Genomic DNA, 17,303 nt, shown 5'->3' with positions numbered 1-17,303 from the left:
CGGGGCGCAGCGCCCGCGCCGGGTCAGCCTGCCCGGCTATCCGTTTGCGCGCGAGCGTTACTGGATCGCGCCTTGCGCGCCGGTTGCGCCCGTGGTTGCGGCGCCGGGGCTGGACGCGGGATGGTTGCACCCGCTATTGCAGCGCAACACGTCGGATGTGACGGGGCCGCGCTTTAGCAGCCGTTTCAGCGGCGAGGAATTCTTCCTGGCCGACCATGTGATCCAGGGCCGGCGCGTGATGCCGGCGCTGGCCTACCTGGAAATGGCGCGCGCCGGGCTGGCGCAGGCGGGCGGGGCCGAGCATGGCTGGCAATTGCGCGATGTTAGCTGGTCGCGCCCGCTGGCGCTGCGCGAGGGGACGTCGGCTGAGCTGCACCTGGCCCTGTTCCCGGAAGCGGACGGCACGATAGGCATCGAAATCTACAGCGAGGCCGACGGCGAGACGGTGCTGCACAGCGCGGCCACGGGTGTGCCCGGCGCGCCGGCGGCGGCGCAGTATTGCGATCTGGCCGGTGCGCGCGCGGCGTGCGGCGTGGCCGAACTGTCGGCGGCGCAGTGCTACGCGATGCTCGGCGAGCTGGGCCTTGAATACGGCGCGGCCCAGCGGGCGCTGGCTGCGGTGTACGTGGGCGAGGGGCAGGTACTGGCGCGGCTGGAACTGCCGGCGGCGCAGGCGGCGCAGGCGCACCGCTACCTGCTGCATCCGAGCCTGCTGGACGCGGCGCTGCAGGCGCCGATCGGGCTGTCGCTGGGCGTTGCCGACGCCAAGGCGCCGCTTCCGTTCGGCCTGGAGCGCATCGATATCCTGGGCGAATGCAGTACCAGCATGTGGGCGCTGGTGCGCACCAGCGCTGGCGCGCAGCCGGGCGAGCGCGTGCGCAGGCTCGATATCGACCTGTGCGACCCGGACGGCAAGCTGTGCGTGCGCCTGGTCGGTCTGGTGATGCAGGACCACCAGGCCGAGCAGAACGAGCAGAGCGAGCCGGCGGTCGCGCTGGCCGTCCATGCGCCGCAGGACGCATGTGAAATCATGACCTTCGCGGAAAGCTGGCAGCCGCGGGCGCTGGCTACGGACGGTGGCGCCGATATCGGCGTGCTGCTGTGCTTTGCCTCGGTGCCGGCGCATCAGCGCGCCGTTAGGGAAGCGGTGCGCCGGCTCGACCCGCGCACCCGCGTGGTGTTTGTATCGCGGACCGCGGAAGGCGCGGGCGCGGACGCCTATGCGGTGAGCGCCGGCGAACGGGCCAGTTACGAAGCGGCTTTCGCGGCCGTCCGCGACACCTACGGCGCGGCCGACGCGCTGCTGTATCTGTGGCCGCTGGAAGATAGCGCATGCATCCGCGAGCACGCTCCCATCGTGCACGCCTTGCAGGCGCTCGCCAGTTCCAGGCTGGGTTGCCGGCGCGTGCTGCTGGCCGCCGCGTACCCGGATGGGCTGGAGCGCTGCTACGCCGAATCCTGGATCGGCTATGCGCGCTCGCTTGGCGCCGTGTTGCCGCAGACCCGGCTGGGCGTTGTCGGCCAGCTGGGCGAGGAGCCATTCGACGCTGCCGCGTGGTGCCAGCGCCTATGGGCCGAGCTGGCGGGTGGCGGCGATGACTGCGTCGAGTACCGGGACGGCGTGCGGCATGTGCCGCTGGTAGGCTTGGCGCGTCTCGACGCCGCGCCGACGCCGCTGAAAAAAGGCGGCACTTACCTGATCACCGGCGGCGCCGGCGGCCTGGGCTACCAGCTGGCACAGCATCTGGCGGTCACGTTTGGCGCCAAGCTGATCCTCAGCGGGCGCTCGGCGCCGGACGCGCGCCTGCAAGTCCGCCTGGCGGCACTGGAGGCGCTGGGGGCGCAGGTCGTGTATGTCCAGGCGGATGTGGCCGACCTGACGCAGATGCAACAGGGCCTGGCGCATGCGAGGGCGCGTTTTGGCCGGATCGACGGCGCCATCCATGCCGCCGGGCTGGAGGGCAAGACAAGCTTGCCGGACAATACGCTGGCGCGGTTCGAACAGGTGCTGGCGCCGAAGGTGGCGGGCACGCTCGTGCTCAGCGATATCCTGCAAGACGACGCGCCGGACTTCCTGTGCTACTTCTCGTCCGCCGCGGCGATCCTGGGCGATTTCGGCTCATGCGACTATGCCGTGGGCAACCGCTTCCAGATGGCGCACGCGGCCTGGCAGGAACGCCGTGGCGCGCCTGGCAAGACCATCGTCATCAACTGGCCTATATGGCGGGACGGCGGCATGGGCGGCGCCGACGGCGCGGCCGAGCTGTACTTGAAATCGAGCGGCCAGCGGGCGCTGGAGACGGCGGACGGCATCGCGCTGTTCGAGCGCCTGCTGGCGCAGCGGGCGTGCCAGCATCTGGTGCTGTTTGGCCAGCCGGATCGGCTGCAGCGCTTCTTTGCGCCGGCGCCGAAGGCCGCCCCGGCGACAGCGGCGACTGCGACGCCAACCCCGGCGGCGGCTGGCGCCGGGGATCGCAGCGCAACTGGCCGGCGTGGCGGCATGCGCGGCCTGACTACCTTGCAGTGCCTGGCGATCGACCTGAAACGGCTGGCGGGCGAATTGCTGCAAATCGCCAGCGAGCGTATGGGGGGGCAGCAAAATCTGGCCGATTTCGGTTTCGACTCGGTCAGCCTGGCGCGCTATGCTTCCGCGCTGAGCGCTTATTTCGGCGTCGAGTTGCTGCCGTCGGCGTTTTTCGCCTATCCGACCCTGGACAAACTGGCCGCCCACCTGGCGCAGGAGCATGCGCCGGCGCTGGCGCTGCTGTATGCGGAATCCGACGCCACGGCGCGCGCGACGCCCGTCCGCGCGCCCGCAACGCCGGCGCGCGCGCCGGCGCCGCAAACCGTCCGGCGCCAGGGCTACCGCCCGGACCGGAAGGCGGCCGCGGACGAGCCGATTGCGGTCATCGGCATGAGCGGCCGGTTTCCGAGCGCGCGCAACGTCGACGAGCTGTGGCGCATTTTGGCGGACGGCACGGACGTCTTGCGCGGCGTGCCGGACGACCGCCCGGGCGGCTGGAAGGATGGCGGCGGCCAGTCATGTGGATTCGTGCCCGGCGTGAGCGAATTCGATCCGCTCTTCTTTGAAATTTCACCCAAGGAAGCGCAGGGCATGGATCCGCGCCAGCGCCTGCTGTTGCAGGAGGCCTGGAACGCGCTGGAGGATGCCGGCTTCGGCGCGCAGCAGATGAGCAGCGGCCGGCTGGGCAGTTTTGTCGGCGTGGAAGAGGGCGACTATCAGTTGCTGGCGCAGGACGGTGCGAGTATCACCTCGAACCACAACGGCATCCTGGCGGCGCGGCTGGCGTATTTTACCAATGCCAGCGGACCGGCGATGGCTATCAATACCGCCTGTTCGTCCGGCCTGGTAGCGCTGCATCAGGCATGTCTGAGCTTGCGCGCCGGCGAGTGCGACACGGCGCTGGCCGCGGGCGTGAGCCTGATGCTGACCGATGCCGGCCATGCGAGGATGGCGCAGGCGGGCATGCTGTCGGCCGCCAATCGCTGCTATGCCTTCGACGAGCGCGCCGACGGCATGGTGCCAGGCGAGGCGGTGGCGGTGGTCGTGCTCAAGCGCCTGTCGCAGGCGCAGGCCGACGGCGATCCGATTCATGCGGTGATCCGCGCCAGCGGCGTCAATTATGACGGCAAGACCAATGGCATTACCGCCCCTAGCGGCGCGGCGCAGGCGGCGCTGCTGCGGTCGGTGTACGAACGCAGCGGCGTTAACCCGGAAACCATCGACTATGTCGTCACGCACGGTACCGCCACCCGCCTGGGCGACCCGGTGGAAGTGAACGCGCTGTACGACACGTTCAAGTCCTTCACGGCCAAGACCGGCTTTTGCGCGCTGACGTCGGTCAAGCCCAACCTCGGCCATACGTTGGCCGCGTCGGGGCTGGTCAGCTTGATCAGTTTGATCCAGGCGATGCGTCATCAAACCATTCCGGCCAGCCTACACTGCGTCCAGGAGAACCACTACATCCGCTGGGACCAGAGTCCTTTCTACGTCAACAAAATCAACAAGCCGTGGCCGGCGCGCGATCGCCTGGCGCGCATGGGCGCGGTCAGCGCGTTCGGCATGAGCGGCACCAACGCCCATGTGCTGGTGCAAAGCCACGAGGCGGCGGCGCCGGCCGGCGCGCCAGCGGCGCCGTATCATCTGCTGGTGTTGTCGGCCAAGACGGAAAGCGCCTTGCGCGGCAGGCTGGCCGATTTGCTGGCCTACTTGCGCGACGACGCGAACGCCGACCGTACCCTGGCCGAGGTCGGGCATACCCTGCTGGAGGGGCGCCAGCATTTCATGCAGCGCTGCGCGCTGGTGGTCGCCGACCGCGGCGACGCGGCGCAGGTGCTGGAGCGCGCGCTGGCCGGCGAAAAATTGCCCCATGTCTTCGTGGGCACGGTGGCGCGCGACTTTACGCCGCAAACCATGTTGCAGCAGTACGCGGACGAGCTGACGCGGCACGCCACGGAGATCCAGGCCCAGTCCGGCCAGTACCAGGACCGGCTGATGGCGCTGGCCGACCTGTATTGCCGCGGTTATGTGCTGCATTGGAATTGCCTGTTCGGCGCTCAGCGGCCGCGGCGTATCAGCCTGCCCGCGTACCCGTTTTCCCGGGAGCGCTATTGGGTGGCGCCGGCGCCGCCGGCCGAGGTCGACGTGCCGCGTCCGGCCGTGCCGGATTGGAACGAGATGATGACATTCGAGGAGCTCTGGCACGAGCAGCCTTCGACGCCGTCCAGCGCCGGCCCGATCGGCACGCTGGTCTGCTTTGCGTCGCCAGCGGCGGACCGGCACGCCATCGGCGCCGCGGTGCAGGCGCTAGATCCTGAAGCGCGCGTGGTCTTTGTCGGGCGCGCGGCGCAGCGCGAAGGCGCGGCGGCCGGGCAGGAGGGCGAACACTATTGGATCGACGCCGCTGATCCGGCCAGCTACGCGCTGGCATTGGCCGCCATCCGCGACGCGCATGGCAAGATCGGCGCCATGCTGTATCTGTGGGGCTTGGAAGATGTGGACTGCCTGCGCGACTACCGGCATATCGTCTACATTTTGCAGTCCATCGCCTCGACCAAGCTGGAGGTGGGGCGACTGCTGCTGGCCGGCTGCGAATATGAGCCGCTGGACCGCTGCTACGCCGAATCGTGGATCGGTTTCGAACGCTCCATCGGCATCGTCTTGCCGCATACCCAGGTGGCCGCCGTTTGCCTGGACCTGGCCGGCCCCGTCACGGCCATGCACGAGTGTCTGCCGCTGCTGTGGAACGAACTGCAAGCCGACAAAATGAAGAGCGTGCGCTATGAGGCGGGCCGGCGCCATGTGTGCAAGATCGGTCCGACCGTGCTACAGCCGCAACCGAGCCTACTCAAGTCCGGCGCCACCTACCTGATCACCGGCGGCCTGGGCGGGCTTGGCTATGTCTTCGCCGAGCACTTGATCAAGACGCAGGCGGCGAATATCGTGCTGACCGGCCGCGCTCCGCTCGACGGGGAGAAGCGCGGGCGCATCGAGGCGCTGGAGCGGCTCGGCGCGAAAGTGCTGTATATCCAGGCCGACGTCTGCGATCTCGACGCGATGCGCGCCGGTGTGCAGCGTGCCCGCGACCAGTTTTCATCGATCGACGGCGTGATTCACTCGGCGGGCATTGTCAGCGTTCAAACCATCGTGCATCAGGATATGGCCGGCTTCCAGGCGGTGCTCGATCCGAAAATCGACGGCACGCTGGTGCTGGACGAGGTGCTGCGCGATGAGCCGCTCGACTTCGTCTGCTATTTCTCGACCGTGTCCGCCATCATGGGCGACATCGGCACCTGCGACTATGCGATCGCCAACCGCTTCCAGATGGCGTACGCCGACCATCGCAACCGCCAGTGCCAAGCGGGGCTGCGGCACGGCCGCGCCATTGTCATCAACTGGCCGTTCTGGAAGGATGGCGGCATGGGACAGGCGTATGGCGACGCGACCAAGATGTTCCTGATGCTGGGCGGCCAACGGGCGCTGGGCAACGAGGAGGGCGTCGCCATGTTCGAGCGTTTACTGGCCCAGCCGACGGCCCAGCAAATGGTGATGGTGGGCCGCAGCGACCGGGTCTATCCTTCCCTGGGACTGGCGCATTCGGCGCCGCCGGCGGCGGCGACCATGGCGGCGCCGCGCGCGGCGACGCAGGCGGCGCCCGCCGGCCGCGGCGCGGCGCTGCTCGGCCTGGGCCTGGCGCAGTGCATCGAGTACGACCTGAAGCAATGCGTCAACCAACTGCTCGCTTTCCCCCTTGAGCAACTGGACGTCGACCAGCACCTGGTCGAATTCGGCTTCGATTCGATCAGCCTGGCGACCTTCGCCAAGCTGCTGAGCACGCACTATGGTGTCGATATTACGCCGATCGTGTTTTTTGGCTTCCCGTCGATCGCCAAACTGACCGGCTATTTGTTGCAGGAACAGCCGGACGCCATGCAGGCGTTTTATCGGCTGGCGGGCGCACCCGGGAAGCATGTGGCGAGCGGCCAGCCGGCAACCGCGTAGGCGCGGCGCGCCCGCCGGCGGCCTTCGACGGTCGCCGGCGGGCGGGCCAGCTAGGCATGGACGGATCGCAGCGGCTTGCTTCGACAAGCCTGCTTGCGCCAAGCGGCGCGCACGCCGCAAACACTACAAGCGTTGGAAAGGCCATCGTCCTTGCGCACAGGCGCGCAATGGCCTATTGCGACGCACGCTGTTCGGCGCCCCGCCGACGCTGGCCCCGGCCTAAAGCAATTTGGGACGGGACGCCTTGCGTTTAATTCATTTGTGCGTACAAAGCCGGAACATGCTGTTAAAATACAAGCAACATTAGACGATTGGTATGGCGGTCTTGCGCCGGCGTGGTCAGTCCTGCGCTCTCTGGTTGATATTTTCCACATTTCCTTATAGTCAGCAAATGATGAAATTGAGCGATGAAGCGATCCACCGTGAGCCGCACGCCAGCCCGCTAGACAGCTCGAAATTCCTGTCGAACGTCATGCGGCTTAACGATTGCAACACCAGCGCCGAACTACACGCCGAACTACAGCACCTGAGCCGGGTACTGGGTTTCGATTCCTTTTTATATGGTGGACGTTTTCGCGGGACCGGTAGCGCCAAGGTTGAAAAAATCGAGTCAAACTACGACGCCGACTGGCGCAGGGAATACGACAAGCTGGAATATGCGAGCATCGACCCCACCGTGGCCCATTCGCTCGTTTCGCTGGTGCCATTTATCTGGTCGGATCAGATGTATGGCAACGTCAGCCAGCAGGCTTTCCGCGAAGAGGCGCATCATTACGGTTTGCTCACCGGTGTCACATTCCCGATTCAAAACAAGGAGGGCGGGGTCGCCATGCTCAGCCTGGCGATGTCAAGCAAGGGCAGCGAAGCGCGCGGCCATATCCGGGAAATGCTGATGTGGGGGCCGTTGCTGGCCACCCTGGCGCACGAGGCGATGAGCAAGATCGTCAAGAACGGCCTCAAGAATGGTCGCGAGGCGGCCGGCCCCCGGCTCACCAAACGGGAAAACGACGTGCTGCAGTGGATTGCGGCCGGCAAAAGCACGTGGGAAATTTCCAGGGTACTGTGCATTTCAGAACACGGGGTGATCCATCATGTGCGCAACCTGCTGCACAAATTCGATGTCACCAGTCGCCACCAAGCCGTGCTGAAAGCGCTGTCCAGCGGTTTGATATAAGCTTGGGTCGGGCCGGGCGGCGGCGGGTGCGGCCGCCGCCCGTTCAGGCGATCCCGGCCAGACTGGAACCCAGCGGCGCCAGTAGCGCATTCAATTCGGCCGCGTCGAATTTCGGTGCCAGCGCGGCATCGCTGCCGAGAATGCCCTCGGTCAGCGCCGATTTGCGCGCCTGTAACTCCAGAATGCGTTCCTCAATACTGCCTTCGATGACCAGTTTGTACACAAACACGGGCTGGTCCTGGCCGATGCGGTAAGCGCGCGCGATGGCTTGCTCTTCCACCGCGGGATTCCACCACGGGTCGAGCATAATCACGGTATCGGCCGCCGTCAGATTCAGGCCAACCCCGCCCACCTTCAGACTAACCAGCAGGATCGGCACCGTTTTACTCTGGAACCGCGCCACCAGTGCGCCGCGCTGGGCGGGCGGCGTCTTGCCGGTCAGCGACAGCCAAGGCAGGCGCAAGGCGTCGAGTTCTTTTTCGATCAGTGACAACATTTCGGTGAACTGGGAAAACAGCAGGATGCGCCGACCTTCGGCGACCAGGTTGGGCAGCATGTCGCGCAGCATTTCCACTTTTGCCCGTTCGGTACTCTTCGGCGCCGCCTCGCCCTTGAGCAGCAAGGGGTCGCAACACACCTGGCGCAATTTGAGCAGCGCGTCCATGATACGGATTTGCGAACCGGTGAAGCCGCGCCGCTGCAGCACGCTGCGCACTTGCTTGTCGGCCGCCACCCGCACGCTTTCATACAAGTCGCGCTGGCGCCCCTCCAGGCGGAGTAATTTCACTACCTCGGTTTTCGGCGGCAATTCGGTGGCCACGCTTTCCTTGCGCCGGCGCAGCACGAATGGCCGGATGCGCTGCGCCAGCAAGGCCGCGCGCAGGGTTTCGCCGTTTTCCTCGATAGGCTTGCGCCACAGGCGCGCGAAGCTGCGCGCGTCGCCCAGGAAGCCCGGCATCAGAAAATTAAACTGGGTCCACAATTCGCCCAGATGGTTTTCCATCGGCGTGCCGGTCATGCATAGGCGATGACGGGCCTTGATGCGGCGCACCGCGCTGGCGCTGCGTCCGGCCGCGTTCTTGACCGTCTGTGCCTCGTCCAATATCAGCATGTGGAAGGGCAGCGGCGCCAGCACGTCGAGGTCGCGCCACAGCAATGGATAGGTGGTCAGGATAACGTCATGCTGCGCAATGCGGCCAAAGTCCTCCGCCCGCTTGGCGCCCTGCAGGGCCAAAACGCGCAGGCTGGGCGCCATCCGCTGCATTTCAGCTTGCCAGTTGAAAACCAGGGAGGTGGGCAGCACCACCAGGGCCGGTTGGTCCAGGCGGCCGGCCTGCTGTTCCACCAGCAGGTGGGCCACCACCTGCGCCGTCTTGCCCAGACCCATATCGTCGGCCAGGATCCCGGCCAGCCGATGTTCGCGCAAATACTGCAGCCAGGCCAAGCCATGCAATTGATACGGCCGCAAGGTTATCCCCAGCCCGGCCGGCGCCGCCACGGCCTTTGGCTCGCCGCTGCCGCGCAAACGCTGCGCCAGCGCGCGCAAATCTTCGCCGCCCTGCAATTGCAGGCTGCCTTGCGCGCCGCCGCAAGCGCCGTCGGCGTCCAGCAAGTCCAGGCCCAGCTCGTCGAGGCGCTGGGCATCCCATGGCGACAGGCGCAGCGCGCCGGGCTTGCGCTTTGGATCGGTCAGCAGATCGAGCATGGCGGTGACGATGGCCTTGAGCGGCGCCGCGAGCGCATCAATACGCTTGCCACCGGGCGCGCGCAAGGAGATGCGCGCCTGCGGGTCGATGGCGGCAATTTGCTTGCGGTCCAGCCAGCGCTGGTCGCGCCGTAGCAGGTCGGCCAGCATCGGCGCCAGGTCGAAGGTCTCGCCGTCGATATCCACACCCAAGGTCAGCAACCACCATTCGGCTTTGCCCGGGCCGCTACCGCCGCCCAGGCCGGCGCTGCGCCCGCGCAGGCGCGCAGCCACTTCCCGCCCGAGTACTTCGCCGCTGTCGGGATCGACGATCAGGCGCCAGGCTTCGACCGGCACGCTTTCGTGCGCAAAACCGGGATGCACCACGATGCTCCACCCTTGCCTCTGCAGATTGGGCAGGTTGTCGGCCCAAAAATCGCCGAACAACTCTTCCTGCACCAGCGACCACCAGGCCAGTACCGGCGGCGCCATGTCGTCGGAGCGCCATTGCAGGGCATCGTCGTGCAAGGGATGCATGCCGAGGTTGCGGATCTGTTCCAGCGCGTCGGTTTCGGCATGGACGTTGCGGCGCATCAGCAGCGACTCGCCTTGCGCATCGCGCAATTCCTGCGTCAACTCCGCATCGACGGCGTACAAGGAAGTGGGGGCGGGAGTTTCCCAGCGCAGCCCTTCGGGCGTGACGTAGGTCCAGTCGATCTGGGCCACCGTCACGTTGCCGCCGCGCGGACTGAACAGCCCGCCCGGCCGCAGGCCCAGCAAGCCGTCGCCACGGCTCAGGGTACGCAAACTCAGGCGTGGACGAAAACGCCCCAGCGTTTCGCGGGGTTTGATGGCGGCGTGCCACGCGCTGCCTGTGTGGGCGGTATCACTCATGCTGTCTCGCAATTGGTGTTTGATTCATACGGCGTCGCTGCTGTCCTATTGTTCAGAGCGGCGTGGATCGGCGTGCCAATTGCCGTGGAAGCCGAACGGCACACGGCGCGCCAGCGCCGCGCTCGCCACCGGGCCGGCGGCGAGGTCCTGTGCATCAAAAATCAGCAAGTCGCTGCGGTTCTCGCGCGCGCGCCAAGCCACCGCCAGCAACCAACCCTGGCCTTCCGGCGCGTCGACCGCGGCCGGGGCAAACACCGGCTCCGAGATCACGTCGCCGTCCGGCAGGGTGTAGAGCGTGCGCTCGCCACTGACCAGGTCAAGCCGCGCCAGCGACGCAAACAGCAAATTGTGGTGCGGATCGCGCACCAATGCGTCGACATGGCAGGCATAAAAACCGAAGCGATGGGGTATGCCCGTATAGCGCTCGTCGAAGCGGGGGAATTCGGCCGGCAAATCGTCGATATAATCGCGTTGGATCCGGCCGCTGCGCACATCGATCCGCCAGCGGCACAGGCGCGCCACCATCCGCGCCGGATCGCCCATGCGGCCATGCTCGTCGGCCCAGCCGGGCGCGCGCTCGGACTGCATCGCATGCGCGACGATGCAAGCGCCTTCTTCCCACGCGTTCATGAAATGGAAGGCGTGGCAATCACCCGTTTCGAACCAGCGTATGCCGCGCTCAGCGCCGTCGCGGCGCATCACACCCACATGCGTGCCCTTGCCTGGGCTCCAGGCATACATCGGCTCGCCGTGCATGGCCCGCGTGATGCTGGCCGTGAGGGGCATGACGGGGTACAGCGCGTAGTGTTCGGTCAGCATGAAATCATGCACCATGCTCGCATATGGCGCGCTGAAAGATTCCAGCCGCGTCAAGTGGCAGTCGGGATCCAGCACGCCGGCCAGCATGGTGGACGTGCCGGCGCCTTCGGCCGCGTAGGCAAAGAAATGCAGCGCGCCGCTGCGCGGATCGGTGCGCGGATGGGCGGTGAAGGGGGCGTGCAGGCGGCCGGCGAAATCCTGGTGCCCTTTCGACGCCAGCGTCACGGGGTCGAGCTCGAACGGCTGGTGCGCTTCCTCCAGCGCGAACAGGCGTCCGCCGTGCCATAGCACGTTGGTATTGGCGGTGCCACTGCACAGGCCGGCTGTCACGGGATGACTGGTCGCAGGATTGCCGAAGGTACCGAACAGGGCCTGTCCCGCACCATGTTCCAGTTGCCATTTTGGCGTGCGTATCCAGCGATTCCGATAAGCCACGCGGCCATCGCGGATGTCGAACGCGTGCAACATGCCATCGCCGGCAAACCAGTGGTAATCGCCGTCGCGGGGGGCGAACTGCGGATTCGGACCTACGCGACACAAGGTGCCCGACAGACCCGCCGGCAACTGGCCGGTCAAACGCAGTTCGGTGACGCTCGATTCGGTCGCCACGGGGGCGAAATTGCCTTGCAGGTAAGGATTGCTATGCATAGTCAGGCGCCGGCGGCTTCAAAATGAGGTGGATGCGCAGATGTCATCGAGCACGTGCTTGTCCGCCATTGGATTAATGCGCTTGTATGCTCGCGCTTGTATGCTCGTCGTTGCTGGTCGTTGCTCGCCATCAGCATTGTAGATGAAATGCCATTGTTGCGGTGCGCCACGCGTGTAAGGCGACGGGACGGCGCGCCGCGACGCCCGCGTCACCAGTTACCGCATCGTGCGGATGTCACGCCCCTTCCGGTGTCAGCGCGTACGCGCCGATGCTGGACAATTTAAGCAGCTCGCCGCCAAATGGCGACAGCACGGCATGCGCGGTCGACGCCGATCCGGGCGGCAGCGTATATTTCAGGAACGTCGCCAGGGTTCCCGCCGGACCCAGGTCAAGGTAGCGGTAGGGGGCGCTCTTTTCCAGTTCGGCGATGGTTTGCTGGAAACGGATCGGTTCCCTGGCCACGTTCCAGAAATAATTCTGCGGCAGCTGGGTCAGCACGCCGGCGCGGGCGCAGCACACCATCGGTATCAGCGCCGGCTTGCGCGGCAAGGCCGCCAGGTTCCGCTCGATACAGGGCCGGGCCGCATCGATCCAGCGCGAATGAAAGGCAAAAGATACGGGCAAGGTCTGGAACGTCAAATGGCGTTCGCGCAAGGCCGCCTGGATCGGCGCCAAGCTGTCGCGCTGTGCCGCGATCACGAAATGGCCGGGGAAATTGAAGGAGGCGATCTCGCATTGCTCGCGCAGACCCGCCAGCAGGTGCGGCTCCGGCGTGCTCAGGATGGCGATCATGCCTCCCGGCTGGCAATGGTCCTCCAGCGCGCTGGCCTGCATCAGGACCGCCTCCAGCGCGTCTTCCACGCCGATGCATCCCGAGACCGCCGCCGCCGCCGCCGCGCCCAGGCTCACGCCCAAGGTCAGGTCCGGCACGACGCCGCGCTCGATCAGGGTTTGCGCCAGGGCGTATTCAACCATGAAAATGGCGGGGTGGGTCAGCAAGGTCCGGTCGAAGGATTCGCCCTTGCCGCGGCGCTCGTCGTAAAGGGTGTCGAGCACGCCTTGGCCGCTGCGGTTGCGCACGAACTGATCCATGTCCAGCATCCAGCGGCGAAACGTGGCGTCGTGTTCAAACAGGCTTTTGCCCATGTGGAAATAGTGCGATCCTTGGCCTGAAAACATGAAAACGGTTGGGGCGGGCGGCATAATCGTCCTGTCAAAGGCTAAGGCCGGCGCCGCGCGCCGGCGTGGTCAGTTTATTCGGCAATGGCGGCGTCGCCGCCAGCAAGCAAATCAAAACCCAGCCAGCGGTAATAACGGCGCCAGAAACCGACGGCATCCTCGGCTTCGGCGCGGGTCGAATAATCCTCGATGACAAACAGGTCGGATTCGCTGCGGCGCCGCATCTCCGCGATCCAAGCCGCCAAACCGCCGCTGCCACCTTGCGCCAAGCGGCCCAAAATGTCGTCCTTGTGTTGGTCCGGCGGGCAGTCGCACAAGCCAATGTACGACAATTGCCCGGCTGCGTAGCCGGCGCCGAATACGTAATAGCGGGAACCCATAGTTTTTACCCCCCCAATATGCGGCGTCGCCAGACGCTGCTCTCCAAGCCAATGGATAGATGCGCCTTGCGCGGCCGCGGTTCAGTCGTAAATCGTTATCGACATATCAGGCCGACGCGCCGGCACGACACGCAGTTCCTCGCGCTGCGCAATCGCATTCATCAAGGCCGATTCCGTGGCGTGGTTGGCATCGATCCACAGCGCTACCGCGCGCGCCACGCCCATCTGTACCACCGGACCGAGCCGGCGCGGCGTGATATTGGCGTGCTTGAGCATGCGTTCCATTGCCGGCGTGGTGACCGTCACCAGGTGGTTTACGCCATACTTGCGGGCCAGGCGCACGACATGCAGCATCATCTGTATCGGTAGCGTGCTTAGCCCGAACGCCGTGGAATCCTGCTTGAGCACGGCAAAGCGGCTCAGTTCCCAGATGTCCTCGCCGCAGGGCGCCTCGCCGTCGAGCAACATTGAGAATACGTCGCGCAGCATGTTCGGCCCCGTGGTCGGCAACATGCGCCAGCAACCGTGCAAGGTGCCTCCCTCCTTGGCCATCATGTACATGGGATTCAGTTGGTCGTATTCATCAAACTCCATGCCGTCCTGCGTGTGTACGTCCCATCCCAATCTTTCGCGAAACATGGAGTGACGCAAACGGTACATATTACGTTCGTCAGAGATGGAGAGGAAGAGACTGCCTCTTTTAACCGCTACGATATTCATGTTGAACGCTCCTGTCTGTCAGCCTTGAATATAGAGTGATCGCCATGGTGTTGTAACTACATGCTTATGTAGCACTTGTGTCACTTGAGTAACATCATGGGTGCGGGATCGGACCCAGGTACCGCTAAGTCAAGGATTTTCGCAGGTCGGCTTGGCCGTTAACGCGCATAAAAAAACGCAGGCCGGACCTGCTGGTCCGCCTGCGTTCCGGCGTCGACGCGTGCGCGCCCGGCCCGCTACCGTGGCGCGGGCGCGCGCAAGGCTGGCTTACTCGTAGTCACTCATCGGCGCGCAGCCGCAGAACAGGTTGCGGTCGCCGTAGACGTTGTCGGCGCGGCCGACCGGCGGCCAGTACTTCTGCTTGCGCAGCGCCGGCACCGGGAAGGCCGCCACTTCGCGGCTGTACTTGTGCGCCCAGACGTCGGCGGTCAGCACTTCCGCGGTGTGCGGAGCGCCCTTCAGTGGATTGTCTTCGCGGTCGAATTCGCCGTTCTGCACTTGCGCGATTTCCGAGCGGATGACGATCATGGCGTCGATGAAGCGGTCGATTTCAACCTTCGATTCGCTTTCGGTCGGCTCGATCATCAAGGTGCCCGGCACCGGGAAGCTCATGGTCGGCGCGTGGAAGCCGAAGTCCATCAGGCGCTTGGCGACGTCTTCGTTGCTGATGCCGGTGGCGTCGGTCAGCGGGCGCAGGTCGATGATGCACTCGTGCGCCACCAGGCCGTCGTGGCCCGCGTACAGCACCGGATAGTGCGGCGACAGGCGGCGGGCGATGTAGTTGGCCGCCAGGATCGCCGTTTCGGTGGCGGCGGTCAGGCCTTCGGCGCCCATCATCGCGATATACATCCACGAGATCGGCAGGATGCTGGCCGAGCCGAACGGCGCCGCGCTGACCGCGCCGATGCCGGCGGCGTCGCGCTGGTAGCCGCTGGAACGCTGGTTGGGCAGGAACTTGGCCAGGTGCGCGCCGACGCCGATCGGGCCGACGCCCGGGCCGCCGCCGCCGTGCGGGATGCAGAAGGTTTTGTGCAGGTTCAGGTGGCTGACGTCGCCGCCGAAGCTGCCCGGCGCCGCCACGCCAACCAGCGCGTTCATGTTGGCGCCGTCGATGTAGACCTGGCCGCCGTGCGAATGGACGATCTCGCACAGTTGCTGGATGCCTTCCTCGAACACGCCGTGGGTGGACGGGTAGGTGACCATGACGCAGGCCAGGTTGGCGCTGTGCTTCTCGGCTTTCGCCTGCAGGTCGGCCAGGTCGACGTTGCCGCTGGCGTCGCAGGCGGTGACGACCACCTGCATGCCGACCATGTTGGCCGAGGCCGGGTTGGTGCCGTGCGCCGACGACGGGATCAGGCAGATGTTGCGGTGGCCTTCGCCGCGCGATTCATGGTAGGCCTTGATCACCAGCAGGCCGGCGTATTCGCCCTGCGAGCCGGCGTTCGGCTGCAGCGAGACGGCGGCGTAGCCGGTCAGCGCGCACAGCATTTCTTCCAGCTGCGAGATCATTTCGCGGTAGCCGACCGTTTGCGCGTCCGGCGCGAACGGGTGGATGCTGGAAAATTCGGGCCAGGTCACCGGGATCATTTCGCTGGTGGCGTTGAGTTTCATGGTGCAGGAGCCCAGCGGAATCATGGTGCGGTCCAGCGCCAGGTCCTTGTCGGCCAGGCTGCGCAGGTAGCGCAGCATTTCGTGCTCGGAGTGGTAGCGGTTGAAGACCGGGTGGCTCAGGTAGGCGCTGGTGCGGCCCAGCCCGGCCGGGAAGGCGTTCTGCACGCCCGCCTCGACGGCGTCGAAGTCCGGCGCCGGCGCGACGCCGTTGGCGAAGATGTCCCACAACAGCGCCAGGTCGGCGCGGGTGACGGTTTCGTCGAGCGAGACGCCGACGTGGTTGGCGTCGACCTTGCGCAGGTTGACGCCGGCCGCCACCGCCGCCGCGTGCAATTGCTCGGCGCGGTCGGTTGTCACGGTCAGGGTGTCGAAGAAGGTGTCGTTGGCGATGCCGTAGCCGAGCGTGCGCAGGTTGGCCGCCAGGATGCCGGTGTAGCGGTGCACGCGCTGGGCGATTTGCAGCAGGCCGGCCGGGCCGTGGTAGACCGCGTACATCGAGGCCATCACGGCCAGCAGCACCTGCGCGGTGCAGATGTTGGAGGTGGCTTTTTCGCGGCGGATGTGCTGCTCGCGGGTTTGCAGCGCCAGGCGGTAGGCCTGGTTGCCCTGGGCGTCGATGGTGACGCCGACCAGGCGGCCCGACATGCTGCGCTTGAATTCGTCGCGGGTCGACAGGTAGCCGGCGTGCGGGCCGCCGAAGCCGAGCGGCACGCCGAAGCGCTGGCTGTTGCCGACGACGACGTCGGCGCCCCATTCGCCCGGCGGCGTCAGCATCGTCAGCGCCAGCAGGTCGGCGGCGACGATGACCATGGCGCCGTTGGCGTGCAGGTGCTCGACGCCGGCGCGGTAGTCGCGCACCACGCCGTTCACGCCAGGGTATTGCAGCAGCGCGCCGAAGCAGCTGTCCAGCGTTTCCAGCTCGTTTGGCGCGAAGGTGCGCACCTCGATGCCGAGCGGCTGGGCGCGCGTTTGCACCACTTCCAGGGTTTGCGGCAGCACGTCGTCGGCCACGTACAGCACGTTCGACTTGGACTTGCCGACGCGCTGGATCAGCGTCATCGCCTCGGCCGCGGCGGTGCCCTCGTCGAGCATCGAGGCGTTCGAGATGCCCATGCCGGTGAGGTCGGTGACCACTTGCTGGAAGTTCAGGATGGCTTCCAGGCGGCCCTGCGAAATCTCCGGCTGGTACGGCGTGTAGGCGGTGTACCAGGCCGGGTTTTCAAAGATGTTGCGCAGGATCACGCCCGGGGTGTGGCTGTTGTAGTAGCCCTGGCCGATCAGGGATTTGAGCACCTGGTTTTTCGACGCCAGCGACTTCAACTGCGCCAGCGCGGCCGGCTCCGACATCGGCGCCGAATACTGGCCGAGCGGCAGGGCGCCCTGGTTGCGTATGCTGGCCGGCACCAGCGCGTCGATCAGCGCGGCGCGGCTGGCGTAGCCGAGGGTCGTGAGCATGGCTTCCTGCTCGGAGGCGGAAGGGCCGATGTGGCGGGCGATGAAGGCGTCGCGGGCTTCAAGTTGGGTCAGGCTGGTGCGGGTCATGTTGGGGCCAATAAGAGACGGAGTCGCCGGCGGCGGGGCTGGCGGCAAGGTGTGGGGAAGGGCTGCGGGGAGGGGCGGGGGGGGGGGGGGGGGGGGGGGGGGGGGGGGGGTTGGTGGCGCTACGTACG

At 66.2% G+C, this 17,303-nt stretch carries 8 protein-coding genes; 2 read left to right on the top strand and 6 right to left on the bottom strand.

Features of this window, described 5'->3' with window-relative positions; all coding sequences use genetic code 11:
* Positions 1 to 124 precede the first annotated feature (124 nt).
* Positions 125 to 6,523: an SDR family NAD(P)-dependent oxidoreductase gene (locus ACFDR9_RS22960; protein ID WP_409032483.1), complete on the top strand. Its 6,399-nt coding sequence runs from the start codon at positions 125 to 127 to the stop codon at positions 6,521 to 6,523.
* Between the two features lie 391 nt (positions 6,524 to 6,914).
* The gene (locus ACFDR9_RS22955) at positions 6,915 to 7,697 is read left to right on the top strand and encodes an autoinducer binding domain-containing protein (RefSeq protein WP_409032482.1); all 783 of its coding nucleotides are present in this window, start codon (positions 6,915 to 6,917) and stop codon (positions 7,695 to 7,697) included.
* 43 nt (positions 7,698 to 7,740) lie between these two features.
* Here the strand turns inward: ACFDR9_RS22955 and ACFDR9_RS22950 are convergent, their stop codons facing one another.
* The 6 genes from ACFDR9_RS22950 to gcvP form a co-directional block, all read right to left on the bottom strand.
* Positions 7,741 to 10,275, bottom strand: coding sequence for a DEAD/DEAH box helicase (locus ACFDR9_RS22950; protein WP_409032481.1), 2,535 nt, complete (start codon positions 10,273 to 10,275; stop codon positions 7,741 to 7,743).
* 45 nt (positions 10,276 to 10,320) lie between these two features.
* On the bottom strand, positions 10,321 to 11,742 hold the full coding sequence (locus tag ACFDR9_RS22945) for a carotenoid oxygenase family protein (protein ID WP_409032480.1): 1,422 nt from the start codon (positions 11,740 to 11,742) through the stop codon (positions 10,321 to 10,323).
* Between the two features lie 235 nt (positions 11,743 to 11,977).
* Positions 11,978 to 12,922, bottom strand: a complete 945-nt coding sequence (locus ACFDR9_RS22940; RefSeq protein ID WP_026132495.1) for an acyltransferase domain-containing protein — start codon at positions 12,920 to 12,922, stop codon at positions 11,978 to 11,980.
* Positions 12,923 to 12,996: 74 nt separating this feature from the next.
* The gene (locus ACFDR9_RS22935) at positions 12,997 to 13,200 is read right to left on the bottom strand and encodes a hypothetical protein (protein ID WP_157406433.1); all 204 of its coding nucleotides are present in this window, start codon (positions 13,198 to 13,200) and stop codon (positions 12,997 to 12,999) included.
* Positions 13,201 to 13,383: 183 nt separating this feature from the next.
* Entirely contained in the window at positions 13,384 to 14,022 is a 639-nt protein-coding gene (locus ACFDR9_RS22930; RefSeq protein WP_017875123.1) for an acyl-homoserine-lactone synthase, read from the bottom strand.
* A 267-nt stretch (positions 14,023 to 14,289) separates the two neighbouring features.
* Positions 14,290 to 17,175: an aminomethyl-transferring glycine dehydrogenase gene (gene gcvP, locus ACFDR9_RS22925; RefSeq protein ID WP_409032479.1), complete on the bottom strand. Its 2,886-nt coding sequence runs from the start codon at positions 17,173 to 17,175 to the stop codon at positions 14,290 to 14,292.
* Between the last annotated feature and the right edge of the window lie 128 nt (positions 17,176 to 17,303).

This window comes from Janthinobacterium sp. CG_23.3, assembly GCF_046115965.1.
Lineage (GTDB): Bacteria > Pseudomonadota > Gammaproteobacteria > Burkholderiales > Burkholderiaceae_D > Janthinobacterium.
The sequence above is the reverse complement of the archived record's forward strand: the minus strand, read 5'-3'. Positions and strand labels throughout refer to the sequence as shown.

Bases quoted from the DNA above. Each gene is read 5' to 3' on its own strand.
- ACFDR9_RS22955 (WP_409032482.1), top strand. From the start codon at position 6,915: ATGATGAAATTGAGCGATGAAGCGATCCACCGTGAGCCGCACGCCAGC.
- ACFDR9_RS22950 (WP_409032481.1), bottom strand. From the start codon at position 10,275: ATGAGTGATACCGCCCACACAGGCAGCGCGTGGCACGCCGCCATCAAA.
- ACFDR9_RS22945 (WP_409032480.1), bottom strand. From the start codon at position 11,742: ATGCATAGCAATCCTTACCTGCAAGGCAATTTCGCCCCCGTGGCGACC.
- ACFDR9_RS22940 (WP_026132495.1), bottom strand. From the start codon at position 12,922: ATGTTTTCAGGCCAAGGATCGCACTATTTCCACATGGGCAAAAGCCTG.
- ACFDR9_RS22930 (WP_017875123.1), bottom strand. From the start codon at position 14,022: ATGAATATCGTAGCGGTTAAAAGAGGCAGTCTCTTCCTCTCCATCTCT.
- gcvP (WP_409032479.1), bottom strand. From the start codon at position 17,175: ATGACCCGCACCAGCCTGACCCAACTTGAAGCCCGCGACGCCTTCATC.